General features: G+C 53.6%; 16 protein-coding genes and 2 tRNA genes. 7 read left to right on the top strand and 11 right to left on the bottom strand.

Going from position 1 to position 15,176, the window contains the following annotated elements; translation table 11 throughout:
• Positions 1-208: 208 nt before the first annotated feature.
• Positions 209-700 carry an SOS-induced cell division inhibitor SulA gene (gene sulA / locus QLG08_RS19890; RefSeq protein ID WP_013025278.1) on the bottom strand — a complete coding sequence of 164 codons (492 nt, stop codon included), beginning with the start codon at positions 698-700 and terminating at the stop codon, positions 209-211.
• Between the two features lie 210 nt (positions 701-910).
• Between sulA and QLG08_RS19895 the strand changes: the two genes are divergently transcribed.
• A complete protein-coding gene (locus QLG08_RS19895; RefSeq protein ID WP_014593353.1) occupies positions 911-1,537 on the top strand; it encodes a TfoX/Sxy family DNA transformation protein in 627 nt (208 codons plus the stop codon).
• On the opposite strand, the gene yccS is transcribed toward QLG08_RS19895, so the two are convergent.
• Positions 1,534-3,681, bottom strand: coding sequence for a YccS family putative transporter (gene yccS / locus QLG08_RS19900; RefSeq protein WP_105087672.1), 2,148 nt, complete (start codon positions 3,679-3,681; stop codon positions 1,534-1,536). The two genes, QLG08_RS19895 and yccS, sit on opposite strands and share 4 nt — an antisense overlap.
• Positions 3,662-4,105 (bottom strand): YccF domain-containing protein, encoded by a 444-nt coding sequence (locus tag QLG08_RS19905; protein ID WP_014606171.1) that lies wholly within the window; start codon positions 4,103-4,105, stop codon positions 3,662-3,664. Before QLG08_RS19905 ends, yccS begins: the two co-directional genes overlap by 20 nt.
• 120 nt (positions 4,106-4,225) lie before the next feature.
• On the opposite strand from QLG08_RS19905, the gene helD reads away from it, so the two are divergent.
• A complete protein-coding gene (gene helD / locus QLG08_RS19910) occupies positions 4,226-6,280 on the top strand; it encodes a DNA helicase IV (RefSeq protein ID WP_013025282.1) in 2,055 nt (684 codons plus the stop codon).
• A 1-nt stretch (position 6,281) separates the two neighbouring features.
• Here the strand turns inward: helD and mgsA are convergent, their stop codons facing one another.
• Positions 6,282-6,740, bottom strand: a complete 459-nt coding sequence (gene mgsA, locus QLG08_RS19915) for a methylglyoxal synthase (protein ID WP_014606169.1) — start codon at positions 6,738-6,740, stop codon at positions 6,282-6,284.
• A gap of 68 nt (positions 6,741-6,808) precedes the next feature.
• Positions 6,809-7,447 (bottom strand): DUF2057 family protein, encoded by a 639-nt coding sequence (locus QLG08_RS19920; RefSeq protein ID WP_014593357.1) that lies wholly within the window; start codon positions 7,445-7,447, stop codon positions 6,809-6,811.
• A gap of 166 nt (positions 7,448-7,613) precedes the next feature.
• On the opposite strand from QLG08_RS19920, the gene QLG08_RS19925 reads away from it, so the two are divergent.
• Complete coding sequence (locus tag QLG08_RS19925; RefSeq protein WP_013025285.1) at positions 7,614-8,027, top strand: CoA-binding protein; 414 nt, start codon at positions 7,614-7,616, stop codon at positions 8,025-8,027.
• 33 nt (positions 8,028-8,060) lie between these two features.
• Here QLG08_RS19925 and hspQ read toward each other — a convergent pair whose 3' ends face one another.
• Both hspQ and rlmI read right to left on the bottom strand, forming a co-directional pair.
• Positions 8,061-8,378 carry a heat shock protein HspQ gene (gene hspQ, locus QLG08_RS19930; protein WP_014606167.1) on the bottom strand — a complete coding sequence of 106 codons (318 nt, stop codon included), beginning with the start codon at positions 8,376-8,378 and terminating at the stop codon, positions 8,061-8,063.
• 59 nt (positions 8,379-8,437) lie between these two features.
• Positions 8,438-9,628: a 23S rRNA (cytosine(1962)-C(5))-methyltransferase RlmI gene (gene rlmI, locus QLG08_RS19935; RefSeq protein ID WP_013025287.1), complete on the bottom strand. Its 1,191-nt coding sequence runs from the start codon at positions 9,626-9,628 to the stop codon at positions 8,438-8,440.
• An 82-nt stretch (positions 9,629-9,710) separates the two neighbouring features.
• On the opposite strand from rlmI, the gene yccX reads away from it, so the two are divergent.
• On the top strand, positions 9,711-9,989 hold the full coding sequence (gene yccX / locus QLG08_RS19940; protein WP_013025288.1) for an acylphosphatase: 279 nt from the start codon (positions 9,711-9,713) through the stop codon (positions 9,987-9,989).
• On the opposite strand, the gene tusE is transcribed toward yccX, so the two are convergent.
• Together tusE and yccA are read right to left on the bottom strand one after the other, a co-directional pair.
• Positions 9,990-10,316: a sulfurtransferase TusE gene (tusE, locus tag QLG08_RS19945; protein ID WP_013025289.1), complete on the bottom strand. Its 327-nt coding sequence runs from the start codon at positions 10,314-10,316 to the stop codon at positions 9,990-9,992.
• A 103-nt stretch (positions 10,317-10,419) separates the two neighbouring features.
• Positions 10,420-11,076, bottom strand: a complete 657-nt coding sequence (yccA, locus tag QLG08_RS19950) for an FtsH protease modulator YccA (RefSeq protein ID WP_014606165.1) — start codon at positions 11,074-11,076, stop codon at positions 10,420-10,422.
• Between the two features lie 221 nt (positions 11,077-11,297).
• On the opposite strand from yccA, the gene QLG08_RS19955 reads away from it, so the two are divergent.
• The 3 genes from QLG08_RS19955 to agp all read left to right on the top strand — a co-directional run bounded on the left by QLG08_RS19955 (position 11,298) and on the right by agp (position 13,446).
• Positions 11,298-11,385: transfer RNA gene (locus QLG08_RS19955), tRNA-Ser, on the top strand.
• Positions 11,386-11,457: 72 nt separating this feature from the next.
• Positions 11,458-11,545 (top strand) — tRNA-Ser (locus QLG08_RS19960).
• Between the two features lie 263 nt (positions 11,546-11,808).
• Complete coding sequence (gene agp / locus QLG08_RS19965) at positions 11,809-13,446, top strand: bifunctional glucose-1-phosphatase/inositol phosphatase (protein ID WP_238493074.1); 1,638 nt, start codon at positions 11,809-11,811, stop codon at positions 13,444-13,446.
• A 60-nt stretch (positions 13,447-13,506) separates the two neighbouring features.
• On the opposite strand, the gene QLG08_RS19970 is transcribed toward agp, so the two are convergent.
• Complete coding sequence (locus QLG08_RS19970; protein WP_024470944.1) at positions 13,507-14,889, bottom strand: NAD-dependent succinate-semialdehyde dehydrogenase; 1,383 nt, start codon at positions 14,887-14,889, stop codon at positions 13,507-13,509.
• Positions 14,890-14,944: 55 nt separating this feature from the next.
• On the bottom strand, positions 14,945-15,175 hold the full coding sequence (locus QLG08_RS19975) for a YccJ family protein (RefSeq protein ID WP_013025293.1): 231 nt from the start codon (positions 15,173-15,175) through the stop codon (positions 14,945-14,947).
• Position 15,176 lies beyond the last annotated feature (1 nt).

Here is a 15,176-nt window from a genome sequence, read left to right on the forward strand (position 1 = left end):
GAGATTGGAAACTTACAAGTGTGATGTGAGGCACTTATGTAAAAAAACAGTGTTTTATACATAAATTCTAACAATTTACCCTGAACTTCTGTGAGGCGCTTACCCCACAAAATGGGGGCTAAGCCGTTGTCATTGCTGGGGGGAGCAGAATCAGTGCCTTAGCCTTGAGCGAGATAAAAAACTGCTTGAGATAAATCTCATTTTTTACTTAATGAAACAAATCAGACTGAATTTTTAGCGAGTTTTCTGGTCTTACTGCCGTTTTGAGGGTTTCACCCGAGCGTAAAATCAGTCCCAACGCCTTTCCTTCCGCTGCTGCACGTTCAAGTTCACGACGTTCGTCCACGTCTAATTCATAAGGAATCCAGGCCAAAACCACGCTGTAATTTCCTGTGCGCAGCGCTTTGATCATCGCTTCAACGGCATTGTAACGTTCAGCATCGGCGATATGCATACTTTTCTCAAGTGGCAAACCGGCTTCCTGCATCCAGACCCGGCTCAACTTGTGCGCGGGGGTTAACCACAGCTGCCAGCGAGACTGCTGGCTTAATTGCTGAAGCAGTGGTAACAGCAGCATCTGCATCATTCCGGGTTGTTCGCTATAGCGTAATTCAGTAATCCAGCCTTTATGAGTAGCCGGAACAGAGGACGAAGCGTAACGGTGAGCAGAGCATACATTACTGGTATGTTGGGTGCGCATAAATTAATCACTCAGCAGTTGACTGTATGGATGTACAGTAATGGCATCCTGGATAAAGATCAACCTGAATTTCTGAAAACGCCTCGCAAAATTTGCATCAGCTTGTCTTTAAACGGATTTATTCATTGAACCTCTAACTGAATTTAATTATCTTCTAACTTCCTGAATAGTAAGATTTTTAGCAGGCTTTTGTTACAAGGAGGTGATGAAATGAAGAAACAGAAGCGGATAATTTTACGCTCAATACAGCAGTTGGCACCGCTGGGCAAAATTGAATCCCGTACCCAGTTCGGTGGCTACGCACTGGCTGTTGAGCGCGTGGTTTTTGCGCTGGTAAAAGAAGACGAACTCTACTTACGTGCCAGTGAAGCATTACGGGAATATGGGGCAAAGCAGCCGCTGGAACCCTTGACATTCCATAAGCGGGGTATTGCGGTAAGCCTCAACTATTTTAAGGTAGACGATCGCCTGTGGGCGCATCCGGAGCATCTGGTTCGCCTTTCTGCTGCGTCTCTGCAGACCGCCCAACGTGAGCACAATGAGCGGCTGGGTAAGGTGCGGTTAAAAGACTTACCAAACGTCAGCCTGCGACTGGAAATGATGCTGCATGAGATAGGTATTTGTACCGTCAAACATCTGCGTGAAACGGGGGCCAGGCAGTGCTGGTTAAGGCTGCGGCGCAATAATCAACACCTCGGCCTTAAAACCTTATTAGCGCTTGAAGGGGCGATTTCCGGCCATCATCATGCGGCGCTGCCACAAACCATTAAAACCGAGTTAGGCGAATGGTATCAGGCCGCACTCAGTACGCCGGAATGTAAAGAAAAAGGCCGTTAGCGCCTGTCCAGCGAGCGTCGCAGGCGCGCAATGTCGGGCATCAGGGCAACCAGCAAGCCCAACTGTTGCAAAACCAGCGGCGCACGCGGATCGGGCTCGGCGGTCAGTTGCGCGATGCGCTGCACCAGCTCCATACGCATTTTCTCTGCCCGGCTGTCGCTGACGACATCCGTCTGCAGCACATCTTCAACATAACATACTGTGTCGTCGAGCAGGGCCAGCAGGGCTGGTTGGGTCACTTTGTCGCGATGAGCGCCCAGAGCGGAGATATAGCTCAGGAAGGAGTGATTCAGGCAGAGTAACTGAAATGCCGACTCCCTGAGCTTAGTGCTGGTACGGGGTTCGCTGCTCATATTTGATACCACCGATGCCAGCTCAGCATCGGCGTTGTGGGCGTCACGTCGCGCAATACGATAAGCAAGACGATTGTCTTTGCCCTGATGGTACTGCTCCATGATCGCATCAAGATAACGGCAGTTGGCATTAAGCGTGCGAGTGGCAACGGCCGGAAGCTGACGAAAACGCCAGTCAGGCCAGATAAAGCTCACGGCGAGCCAGGCCAGCGCACAGCCCAGTAAGGTGTCCACTACCCGCGGCAGCGCGACCTCAAATCCCTCACCCAGCAGATTAAAACAGAGCAGAACCAGCAGGGTGATAAACAAGGTGGCATGCGCGTATTGCACCTGGCGGAAAGCAAAGAAGAGTACGCCCGTCACGACAATCAGAAACAGCTGGCCTTCTACTGAGGGCACCAGCCAGAGCAATGGCAACCCAATGGCAATGCCAGCCAGCGTGCCGCCGATGCGCAGTGCCAGCCTGCGCTGGGTCGCGCTGTAGTTGGGCTGGCAAACGAACAGGCTGGTTAACAGAATCCAGTAGCCTCGTTCCAGACCGGTAACCTGAATGAATCCGTACCCGGTGCACATTACCACTGACATTCTGACAGCATGACGGAACAGGGCCGAAGAGGGCGTCAGGTGGCGGCTGAAGCGCAGCTTGATGTCGCTCCAGCCGCTGATCTCTTCACGTGACAGCATGTTGTCGCTGTGCTGCGGATCGTCGGCCAGTGCCTGCTCAGATTCGAGAGAAGCCAGTTGCGCATCAATCGCCTGCAGATTACGTAATAACCAAAACAGGGCCCGGGTATGCGTGGCATCCGGATGGCTATCTTCAAGGCGTTGAATCGCATTATGTAAGCGTTCAAAAACACGCTCAAAACGACTGTCATGTTCCCAGCGTTCGCGCAGTAAAACAGACCGGGCCAGTTGCCGACAGGCCTGAGCCTGCATATTCAGCAGGCGCTGAAAGCGGAACAGAATTTCGTTATAGCGCCAGTTGCCGCGCAGTAAATGATACTGGAGATGAGAAGAGCTGGCGCGTTCGTGGATATCCTGAGCAACAAAATAGTAGTGCAGACTGCGTCGGGTACCACGTGAGCCCCTGTCGCCGCGTAAGCGGCTTTGCAGTGTGGTTTTGGTCAGATTAAGCTGGGCGACCAGCTGGCTGTTCACCATCGCCGCCTCAACAAACGTGGCATCATCCTGCGCATCGGCGTCCGGATCAAACAGGTTAGCTTTGGCGTCCAGGTATTGCGCTAACTGCGAGAAACTGGCTGCCAGCTGCTCCTGAACCGGGCGAACGGGAAACATGACGTGGCCCAACAGCGTCAACAGATTATACCAGAGCGCGCCGACCAGCAGCAGGATGGGCTGCAGATACCACTGGGAAAACAGTCCGATGCCCAACATGGTGTAAACGGCAATCAGCAAGGCGCCGAAAGCAATGGTCGCATAGCGCTGCCCGAGGGCGCCCAGCAAAATAAAACCCCAGGTGGAGATCGCCAAACCGATAATAAAGGCCAGCGGATGGGGAAAGAGCAGTTCCACTGAAACCGACGCAACGCAAAAGCACAACAGGGTAATCAGCAGATTTTTTAAACGTCCCGCCAGTCGATCATCCAGATCGGCCAGCGCGGCGGCGACCACCCCAAGCGTGAGGGGAATGGTCCATTCAATCTGCTGCAGCACCCAGGGCACTGCTGCACAGCCGGTTAAGGCGAACAGAATCCGCAGCAGGTAACGCCAGGTGCTGTTAAAAAGATACTTACGCCATCCGGACAGAATACTAATAGCGGCGGCGGGCATTGGCATCACGCGCGGCACGCGCCTCTTCCACAGAGACAACCCGACGGCCGACCGGCCACAGTGCAATAGCCGCAATCTTGAAATTCGCGATTCCCACCGGAATACCAATGATGCTGACACACTGCACAATACCGACAGAGATGTGGGACAGGCAGAGCCACCAGCCGAAGAAAATCAGCCAGAAAATATTCAGGAAGGTACCGCCGGTGTTCATGATGTGACTTTTGCTGTCGGGACGCAGCACATCCACGTGCACCGCCTCATTGCCGAACGGAAGAAACGAGAGTTTGGTGATTTCCCAGCATGAACGCGTCAACGGCAGGGTAAAGATCAGCACAATGCTGATCAGTGTCGCGAACAGCCAACTGAGCGTGGTGAAGAAGCCACCCAATACAAAATTAAGAATATTTAAAACAGTGCGCATAACCGCTTTTCCTTTTGCACTCCGCAAGATATGTCGCAGTTTAGCGTGTTTTAAGGCTGGAGCGTCAAGAGTCTGACAGGTAAACTCCGATTACTCTTTATCTCGGTCGTTGGTGTCGGCGTGGAACTTAAAGCAACATCCATGGGCAAACGGCTTGCCCAGCATCCTTACAATCGTGTTCGCCTGTTGACCGCTGGTGTTGAAGTCAGTGGTGATAAACACGAATATCTGATTCCCTTTAACCAGTTGTCGGACATTACCTGTAAGCGTGGCATGGTCTGGGGAGAGCTTGAGTTTCTGCTGGCGGACAATAAGGTTGTGCGTTTGCACGGCACTGAATGGCAGGAGACACAACGTTTCTATCATTATCTGATGCAGGCATGGCAGGACTGGAGCCATGAGATGAGTGACGTGTGTGCCTCGGTTCTGCAGGGCCTTCGTGCTGAAATTAACGGGTTCAGTGAGCAGGACCGCTGGTTAAAACGCAGTGAGCTGCAGGCGATTAACGATCAAATTCTCAAGCAGTTTGATGCCTTGCCACTCCCGCTGTCACGCATCAACGATTTTGAGTCCTGTCGGGAAAATTGGGCATTTTGCCAACACTGGCTGCAACAGGGCGAGGCCGCAATCCGTCAGCGTAACCGCGACTGGACGGCTGCGATGCTCACGCGTTATCAGGATTTCTTCGCCACGGTTGAGTCCACGCCGCTTAACGGATCTCAGGCTGAAGCCGTGGTAAACGGTGAGGATGCGGTGCTGGTACTGGCGGGCGCGGGCAGTGGCAAAACCTCTGTGCTGGTTGCCCGGGCGGGCTGGTTATTACAACGCCGACTCGCCGGCGCCGATCAGATTCTGCTGTTAGCCTTTGGCCGTCATGCTGCTGAAGAGATGAACGACCGCATCCAAAGCAGGCTACAGGCAACGGATATGCAGGCACGTACTTTTCATTCTCTGGCCCTGCACATTATCCGCGAAGGCAGTAATAAACAGCCTGTCATCAGTAAACTGGAAAGCGACGCCGCCGCGCGCCGGGCATTATTGATCGACATCTGGCGTCAGCAATGCCATGAAAAGAAAGCCCAGGCGAATGGCTGGCGGCAATGGCTGCGTGATGAACTGGCGTGGGAGGTCGGCGAGGGGCCTTTCTGGCAGGACGATCGCCTGGCTGAGCGTCTGGCACCGCGGCTCGAACGCTGGTTAAGCCTGATGCGCATGCACGGTGGTGCACAGGCCGCCATGATCGACGGCGTTCCTGAGGCGCTACGGGAGCTGTTCAGTAAACGCATCAAGCTGATGGCACCGCTGCTGAAGGCCTGGAAAAGCGCACTCAAGGAAGAGGGCGCCGTCGATTTTTCAGGGCTGATTCATCAGGCCGTAGCGATCCTGGAAAAGGGGCGTTTTATCAGCCCATGGAAGCATATTCTGGTCGATGAATTTCAGGATATTTCGCCCCAGCGTGCAGCCTTGCTCAGCGCCCTGCGCCAGCAAAACAAGCGCACTACGCTGTTTGCTGTTGGCGATGACTGGCAGGCGATCTACCGCTTCAGCGGGGCTGAAATGAGCCTCACAACGGCATTTCATCACTATTTTGGTGAGGGCGATCGCTGCGTGCTGGACACGACCTATCGCTTTAACGATCGGATTGGTGAAGTCGCAAATCGCTTCATCCAGCAGAATCCGCATCAGCTGCGCAAACCCTTAAACAGCCTGGTTAAGGGCAATAAAAAATCCATTGCCCTGTTACCGCAGGATCAGTTGGAGCCGTTGCTGAATAAGCTGAGTGGCTACGCAAAGCCCCACGAGCGGGTGCTGATACTGGCACGTTACCACTATCTGCGTCCTGACGTGCTGGATAAAGCCAAAACCCGCTGGCCAAAATTAAACATCGATTTTCTGACCATTCATGCCAGTAAGGGCCAGCAGGCAGATTACGTCATTCTGCTGGGGCTTCAGCAAGGTAAAGAAGGCTTTCCGGCGGCGCAGCGCGAGTCCATCATTGAGGAAGGCTTGCTGCCTCAGCCCGAAGCGTTTCCGGATGCGGAAGAGCGGCGACTGGCCTATGTTGCGTTAACCCGTGCGCGCCAGCAGGTCTGGTTGCTGTTTGATAAGCAGCAACCTTCGGTCTTTGTCGAGACCTTCCGCGAGCTGGACGTGCCGGTGCTGCGTAAAGCCTGAGTTATTTCAGGCGATCGGCAAGATAACGTGCATAATCCGGAATACGGACATCGACGGGCTGATCAAACAGCGGCGACTGAATGATAAAATCGGCGGTCGCCCGGTTGGTGGCGACCGGGATATTCCAGACCGTCGCCAGACGAAGCAGCGCTTTGACGTCAGGATCATGAGGAACCGCATTTAGCGGATCCCAAAAAAAGATTAGCGCATCAATTTTGCCCTCGGCAATAAATGCACCAACCTGTTGGTCTCCGCCCATTGGGCCACTCAGCATTGCATTTACGTTCAGGCCGGTGTGACGATTGATGAGATTGCCTGTCGTGCCTGTCGCATAAAGAATATGAGATTCCAGCGCGGGTTGATTACGCGTCACCCAATCCAGCAGAGAGTCTTTGCAGTGGTCATGAGCGACCAGCGCGATATGTTTTTGTTTTCCAAGCGTACGTAAGGTGTATTCCATAACAGCATCCTGATGCAAAGGAGCAAAAACGCCCGTTGCAGCAGTTTACCCTGCGCCATTTCACACTATCAACTTGCCCGCAGCATTTTGACCAGATTGATGAACTGTTGACGAGTGGCCTCATCGAAACGCTGAAACCAGTGCTGAATTGACGGCGTAGTAGTTTCAACCGACCAGGCAAGATCGGCAGTAAGTTGTGCTGATGGGGAAGGGGTGGTGAGATTGGCGAACTGAGGCACCGAAGCCGCTAAGCCCATACGATTGTAACTGACCATCGCTTTTTCAACATCCGCACCAGCCGTAACCGGCAGGCGATCGCGCACGCTAAAGACCTCTTTACCCTTTTCATCAACCAGCCTGAACGCCAGTGAACGGTCAAAGTTATGTCTTTCTCGTGAATTGCTGAGCGGAGGCAGGCGGATAGCGATGCTCCTGGCTTCGGCGGTGAATGTCACGATCATCGGCACAGACTGATAGTACTGAGAAGGAGTTTTGCTGTCACCAGGCGGTTGTTCCACCCGAAACAGGAACTGATGTTGACCCCGATCCAGCTCTAAACTGTCAGCCCCTTTCAGCAGTGAGCCGGAGATCTTGCGACCGTCCAAAACCAGCAACGTGATTTGAGGATCAAGCTTCAGGGTAATAGCAGAGCAGGATGCCGAAACGAGGAGAGCAATGAACCCCGTTACAGCCATTGACAGCTTCATTTCGACTCCGGTTAAAATGAATGGATGTAGCAAATTCTTACATTATGGCATTAAGTTTACAATTATACATATTTATTCCAGCGAAGCGGCACAATATGTATTTGCAACGCCCCGCGAGTGTGTAAAGGCTCAACTACAATGAAGAGCAGACAGAAAGGAGAAGCCCATGAATGATCAGACTATTCGCGACGTATTGACCCGCACAAAACGTATTGCGTTGGTAGGCGCCAGCGATCGCCCCGAACGCCCCAGCTATGGGGTAATGAAGTATTTGCTCGATCAGGGTTATGAAGTGATTCCGGTCAGTCCTAAGCTTGCAGGTCAGACTCTGCTGGGACAAACCGCGTATGGTTCGCTGGCAGAAGTCCCCGGAAAAATTGACATGGTCGATGTGTTCCGCAATTCGGAAGCGGCATGGGGCGTCGCGCAGGAAGCCATTGCGGTCGGTGCGGATACGCTCTGGTTACAGTTGGGCGTGATTAATGAGCAGGCTGCCGTGCTGGCGCAGGATGCGGGCATGACGGTCGTGATGGATCGCTGCCCGAAAATTGAAATCCCGCGACTGGGAATGGGGCAATAACAATAACGGCGGCAAACAGATTGCCGCCCACTGTTAGTGACGCAAATGCGGTGCCTGGAGCTGCTGACGTACCGATGCGGCCAGTTCATCCATAGAGGGTTGCTCTGGATGTTCAGGGCTGGTTTCACCGGCAAGTTGAATTTCGGCGACGTAGGTATGGACCTGACTGCCTTCTTCATCTTCCATGACCACGTGATACCAGGGCGCGCTGCGCAACGTGTCAGTTGCCCCGATCTCGTCCAGCTGTGGCTCATCTAACGCATATTCAGGATCGACATCGACAATCACACCCAGCACGCCGGATAACCGATGACGAACCTGCTGACCAATACCAAATTTACTGGCAATCATGATGACCTCCGAAAAAACTGTCCTGCATAAGAGATGGGGGCAAAGACAGTTTTTTCAAGTTACATGACGCGACAGGCAAAACCTTTCAGGTAAAGACCTTCGGGGTAGGTGGCGATCACAGGATGATCGGCAGCCTGGCGGAATTGCTCAACGAACTGGACGTCACGGCCTGCATCCAGCGCGGCATCCGCAATAATTTTCTGGAACAGGTCTGTTGCCATCAAGCCTGAACAGGAGAAGGTCAGTAACATCCCGCCTGGATTCAGCAACTGAATGGCCAGCATGTTAATGTCTTTATAGCCACGGCAGGCGCCCATCAGCTGGCTTTTGTTCTCAACAAATTTGGGCGGATCCATAATGATCAGATCGAATTTCTCACCCTCATCGCGGTAGCGGCGGAGTAGCTTAAAGACGTCATCGCGCTGGAACCGGGCACGGGACAGATCTAAACCGTTCAGTTCGACGTTTTGACGTGCCACATCCAGGGCATCCTGCGACGTATCAACGCTAATCACTTCTTTACAGCCGCCGATCAATGCCGAAACGGCAAAGCCTCCGGTATAAGAAAAGCAGTTCAGCACGCGCGCGTCTTTGGCATAGCGGCGTGTGGCATAGCGGCTGTCTCGCTGATCAAGGTAGTAGCCCGTTTTATGTCCGCCCTGGATATCTACCAGCAGCTTCATATCGTGCTCTGTGATCGGCAATAGCGCGGGAGGCTGTTCACCGGTTACGGTTCCCTGGGTCAGTTCCAGACCTTCTTTTTTACGTACTGCGACATCTGAGCGATCGTAGATAGCGCAATCCGGAAAACACTGCTGCAAGGCGGAGATAATGGCGGGCCGCTGATACTCCGCGCCGGCAGATAGCAGTTGCAGCACCAGAAACTGACCAAAGCGATCGATAGTCACGCCTGGCAGGCCGTCGGACTCCCCGGCAATCAGACGATAGCTGTCCAGGCCGTCGCGTGCAGCCAGCCAGTCGCGCCAGATTTGTGCCTGCTGAAAACGGCGGACAAAAAAAGCGATATCGACAGATTCGTCCTGCTGCCAGCTCCAGACGCGAGCGCGAATTTGTGACTGAGGTGAATAAGCGGCACGCGCCAGCCATTTACCGTTGCTGTCACAAACATCAATGGTTTCCCCTTGTTGGGCTTTCCCTTCAAGGCGGGCGACGGCCCCAGAGAAAACCCAGGGATGACGACGGAGCAGGGACTTTTCACGTCCCTTGGCGAGAATCAATCGAACTGTCATAGTTTGCTATGCTTACCTGAAAAAATGAGGCGCTATTGTCCAGTGGATAACGGCAAATTGCAACGAACAGCGGGAGAGAACCATGGCGAGCATGTGTTACAAAGCCTGGGTGCAGGGCACCGTGCAGGGCGTGGGTTTTCGCTACAGCACACAGGCGAAAGCCAACGCGCTCGGTGTGCAGGGTTATGCGCGTAATCTTGATGATGGCCGGGTTGAGGTGCTCGCCTGCGGTGAGGCAGAGCAGGTCGAGGCGTTAATCGCATGGTTAAAAGCCGGTGGGCCGCGCACGGCCCATGTGGAAAAGGTGCTGCTGGAGCCGCATCAGCCCGGCGACTTCCCCCGCAGCTTTACCACCGGTTAATTAAAGACATTTGGCAGGCTTGGGCAGGCCAGCAATTTTTGTCGCCTGTTTGGCGGGCCCTTCAGGAAACAGCCGAAACAGGTAGCGGCTGTTACCTTTCTCTTCGCCATACTTTTTCGCCATCGCCTTCACCAGCATACGTACGGCGGGAGAAGTATTAAATTCCAGGTAAAAGTCACGGACAAAGCGCACGACTTCCCAGTGGGCTTCCGTCATTACGATGGCCTCGTTGTCAGCAATCTGCTGTGCCAGCTCCTCGCTCCAGTCCTGGTGGTTTTTCAAATAGCCTTCGGCATCCACAGCTATTTCGTCACCCTTATAGTTCATAACGCGTCCTCATTATCATTCGGGCTGCAGTTTAGCAAAATGGCACCGCAGAAAAAGCAAAAACCCCGCCTGAGCGGGGTTCGTATCGCGCCAGCGGCGTCGATTAATTACTGCGGGAAAAACCCAGGATGCTTAACAGGCTAACAAAGATGTTATACAGGGAAACATACAGGCTTACTGTGGCACGAATATAGTTAGTTTCGCCGCCATGAATAATGTTGCTGGTTTCCCACAGAATGGCGCCAGCAGAGAACAGGATAAACAGGGCGCTAATCGCCAGGTGAAGAGCAGGCAACTGCAGGAACAGGTTAGCCACAACGGCCACCAGTAACACCACGAAGCCCGCCATCATCATGCCGCCCAGGAATGACATGTCACGACCTGTTGTCAGCACATAGGCGGAGCAGCAGAAGAACACCAGCGCTGTACCGCCTAACGCCAGCGCGATCACATCGCCCATTCCTGCCGTCAGGAAAGAACTTAAGATTGGCCCCAGGCAGTAACCCAAAAAGCCCGTAAAGGCGAAGGCGGCTAAAATCCCCATTGGGCTGTCAGCCAGGCGATAGGTCAGAAACATCAGACCGTAGAAGCCCACCAGCATCAAAATTAAACCGGGTGCCGGTAATGCCAGAAGTGTACTTGCCGTGGCGGTCACCGCTGAGAAGGCGAGCGTCAGGCCCAGCAGAAAATAGGTGTTACGCAGCACTTTGTGCGTGCTGAGTAATGACTGTCGCGATGATGAAGAAACTATTCTGTCCATGTTGCGCTCCTGTAAGGCAGAACACCAAATATGCTCTGAGAATACGCAGCCCTATAAAGAGGGAAAAGCCGTTTTACCCTTCTTTACGCGTTAAGGTGTTAATTCTTTGAGCAGAATGGCGATTTAGCCAACGAATAACGCGAATTTGGCTGTTTTTCACGCGAACGGATTATCGCAGGCTTTACATCTCCAGAGGGGATGTTTATAGTGCGCGTCATTGCGGAGGGGTGGCCGAGCGGCTTAAGGCAGCGGTCTTGAAAACCGCCGATGGGAAACCATCCGAGAGTTCGAATCTCTCCTCCTCCGCCACTTCATTGCCACCAGGCATGAAGAGGCAAGACAGCATAATATCATCTTGCCTTTGCAGTAGTGTTACAACCCGGAGGGATGGCCGAGCGGCTTAAGGCAGCGGTCTTGAAAACCGCCGATGGGAAACCATCCGAGAGTTCGAATCTCTCTTCCTCCGCCACATTTTACAGGCCAGCACAGTGTGCTGGCCTGTTTCGTTTTGTTTTCTCTTCTCACGCCCGTTTAAAATTCTTCCTGCTTTTCAGCGGACTGCGCGGTTTTGAACGGCATCTGGCATCTCTGCTATAGTCCATTAATTGTTTTTGCTGTTGCCTGGCGCTTTTCAGGGGCAAGCTGAGTTACACTATTCGCCACGTCGCTCTGATGCGAGCTAATCGGTTGATAGCCAGAGTGTTTTTTTACTGAATGAATGGAATAGGCACAATGATCAAGAAACTGAGTCTTTGCGCATTGTCGGTACTTGCTGCATTACCGATTGGAACGCTGGCACAGGCCGCTGACAACGATATGCAGTTACAGCAGGTGTTAATGTTCAGCCGCCATAACCTGCGTGCACCGCTTGCGGATAACGGCAGCGTGCTGGCGCAATCCACCAAAAAAACCTGGCCGGAGTGGGATGTGCCGGGTGGACAGCTGACCACTAAAGGCGGCGTGCTGGAAGTGTACATGGGTAACTATACCCGTCAGTGGCTTGCTCAGCAGGGGCTGGTAAAAAATGGCGTTTGTCCGGACAGCAACAGCGTCTTTGTCTACGCCAACAGCCTGCAGCGTACCGTGGCAACGGCTCAGTTCTTCGTAAATGGTGCCTTCCCGGGCTGTGACATTGCTGTGACTCACCAGGATGAAATGGGCAGCATGGATCCGGTATTTAATCCGGTTATTACAGACGGGAACGAAGAATTCATCAAGAAAGCGCTGGCCGGAATGACCGCTGCCAACGAAAAGCTGTCACTGAAACCCGCTTTTCAGCGGCTCGAGAAGATTGTTGACTACAAATCCTCTCCTGCCTGTAATAACAAAAAGCAGTGCGATCTGAGCAATGGCCAGAACACCTTTATCGTTGAAAACGGTAAAGAACCCGGCGTGAACGGGCCACTAAAAGTGGGCAATTCGCTAATGGATGCCTTTACGCTGCAATATTATGAAGGCTTCCCGCTGGATCAGGTCGCCTGGGGACAAATCAAAACCCCTGAACAGTGGCAGGCACTATCCGCCATTAAAAATGGCTATCAGGACACGCTGTTTACCACGCCTGAGGTTGCACGCGATGTTGCCGCGCCACTGGTGGACTACATTCGCAGCCAGCTGATCGATCAGGAAAAGTCAGACTCACCTAAAGTTACGCTGATGGTCGGGCATGACTCCAACATTGCGTCACTGCTGAGTGCGTTACAGGTTAAGCCTTATGACTTAACTGAGACCTACGAAAAAACGCCAATCGGCGGTCAGGTGGTGTTTGAACGCTGGCACGATGCGAAAAACAATAAAGATCTGCTTAAAATCGAATACGTTTATCAGACCGCCGATCAACTGCGCGATGCAGAGGTTCTGAGCCTTAAGAAGCCGCCTAAGCGCGTTACGCTTCAACTGGCGGGTTGCCCGACAGACGCTAACGGATACTGCAGCTGGGATCAGTTTGCCCAGGTGCTGAACAGCGCACTACAGGGTACGGCGCTGCAACCTGCTGCGGAAGCCCAGCCGGCACAGCCTGCGACTGCGGCGAAACCTGAGGATGCGAAAGCGGCCACGGCGGGCGATGCGGCGCAAAAGGCGGATGCTGATAAGGCGGCCGCCGACAAAGCCGCCGCGCAGAAAGCGGCTGATGAGAAGGCTAAAGCGGATAAAGCGGCTGAAGAAAAGGCTAATGCTGACAAGGCGGCTGCGCAGAAAGCCGCAGACGAAAAGGCCAAAGCAGATAAGGCTGCCGCGCAAAAAGCGGCTGATGAGAAGGCTAAGGCCGACAGCAGTGCGGCCCCGGCTGGCAGCAGCAATGCGCCTGGCAGTAATGCGCAGACCAAAGCTGAAACCGGTGAGGCGAAGCAACCCGCTACCGCCAACTGATCCTGCACAGTACCCGAAAAGAAAAAACCCCGTCGAGACGGGGTTTTTTTATTGCCGGAATCAACCGGCCTGGCCTGCAACGACCACCAGCTTCTGGTTAGCAAACTCTTTAATGCCGAGATCGGACAGTTCACGTCCATAGCCCGAACGTTTAACGCCGCCAAACGGCAGCTCAGCCGAGGTATCGCTTTGCGAGTTAATAAAGACCATGCCGGTTTCGATCGCCGATGCCAGCTTGCGGCCACGCGCAATGTCCTGTGTCCACACCGAACCGCCTAGCCCATAGTGCGAATCATTGGCCAGCGCCACCGCTTCTGCGTCGTTAGCTACCACGTACATTTGCGCGACGGGGCCAAAGAACTCCTCAAAGTAAGCAGGATTGTCGCGCGTGATGTGGGTCAGGACCGTGGGCTGATAGAAGCAGCCCACGCCTGCCACGGCTTTACCGCCGGTGATCAGACGGGCACCTTTCGCCACTGCCTCATCAACCTGTTTTACCAGACGATCGCGTGCGTCGGCGGAGGAAAGGGGACCGAGCGTGGTTTTTTCATCCAGCGGATCGCCCAACGTTGCGGCATTCATTGCCGCGCTGAACTTATCGATAAAGGTATCCGCAATTTTCTCATTCAGGATAAAGCGCTTAGCGGCCGTACAAACCTGACCGCAGTTGCTCAGACGCGCCTGCACGCCCTGGCGTACGGCTTCATCCAGGTCGGCGTCCTCAGTTACCACGAAGACATCGTTGCCGCCCAGTTCCAGCGTCGATTTTTTCAGATGTTTACCAGCCTGTTCTGCGACAGCACTTCCGGCACGTTCGGATCCGGTCAGTGCTACGCCCTGAACACGATCGTCGGCAATCAGTTCCGCCACCTGATCGGTAGAAATGAACAGGTTAGTCCAGGCCCCTTCGGGTGCGCCGGCTTCCCTGACCAACTTCTCGAATACGTCAGCACAATGCGGGACAATGTTGGCATGCTTGGCCAGTACAGGGTTTCCCAGCGCCAGGTTGGGTGCCAGCACGCGCATTAGCTGATAATACGGGAAGTTCCAGGGCTCAACCGCCACCAGCACACCGATAGGATGATATTCAACCCAGGCTTCGCCCAGTTCACTGTCATAAGGTTGTGGCTTAAGAATGCGCTCCGCATGCTCGGCATAGTACCGCGCAATCTGGGAACAGATCTGCACTTCACCGCGGCTTTGGCCTATTAGCTTGCCCATTTCTTTACTGGCAATGGCAGCCAGTTCTTCCGCACGGTCATCAATCAGATCAGCCAGTTTTTTCAGCACCTGGAGGCGTGGCTGGATGTCGCCTTTACTCCAGTCTGAATGATAGAGGCGGTCGGCCGTTTCCAGCGCATGACTTACCGCCGCGCTGTCGTGGGAAGGCCAGCTTTTCATTAACTGGTTGTTTGCAGGGTTGATGCTTTGATAGGAAGACATAGAGTGCTCCTTGGTCAGCGATAAAAAAAGCATGGCGGGATAGCCCGCCATGCTGCTAAACGTTCTTTCGTTCTACCGTTTTGTCGTCCCAGGTAAGGACATCCTGGTTGGTTTTTTCAAATGCACGGATTAATACGTCGTCACTGCCCTGTTGCCGCCAGATTTCTTCAGCAAGGCGTTCGTCATAATTGGCGACTTCGAAAATGGCCTCGGCAATTTCAGGTGAGGTGTGACGTAAGCTGGCCCATTCGCCAACATGGTGGGCTTTTGCCTGACTATTCGACATA

This window comes from Pantoea sp. V106_11 (assembly GCF_029967885.1).
Lineage (GTDB): Bacteria > Pseudomonadota > Gammaproteobacteria > Enterobacterales > Enterobacteriaceae > Pantoea > Pantoea ananatis.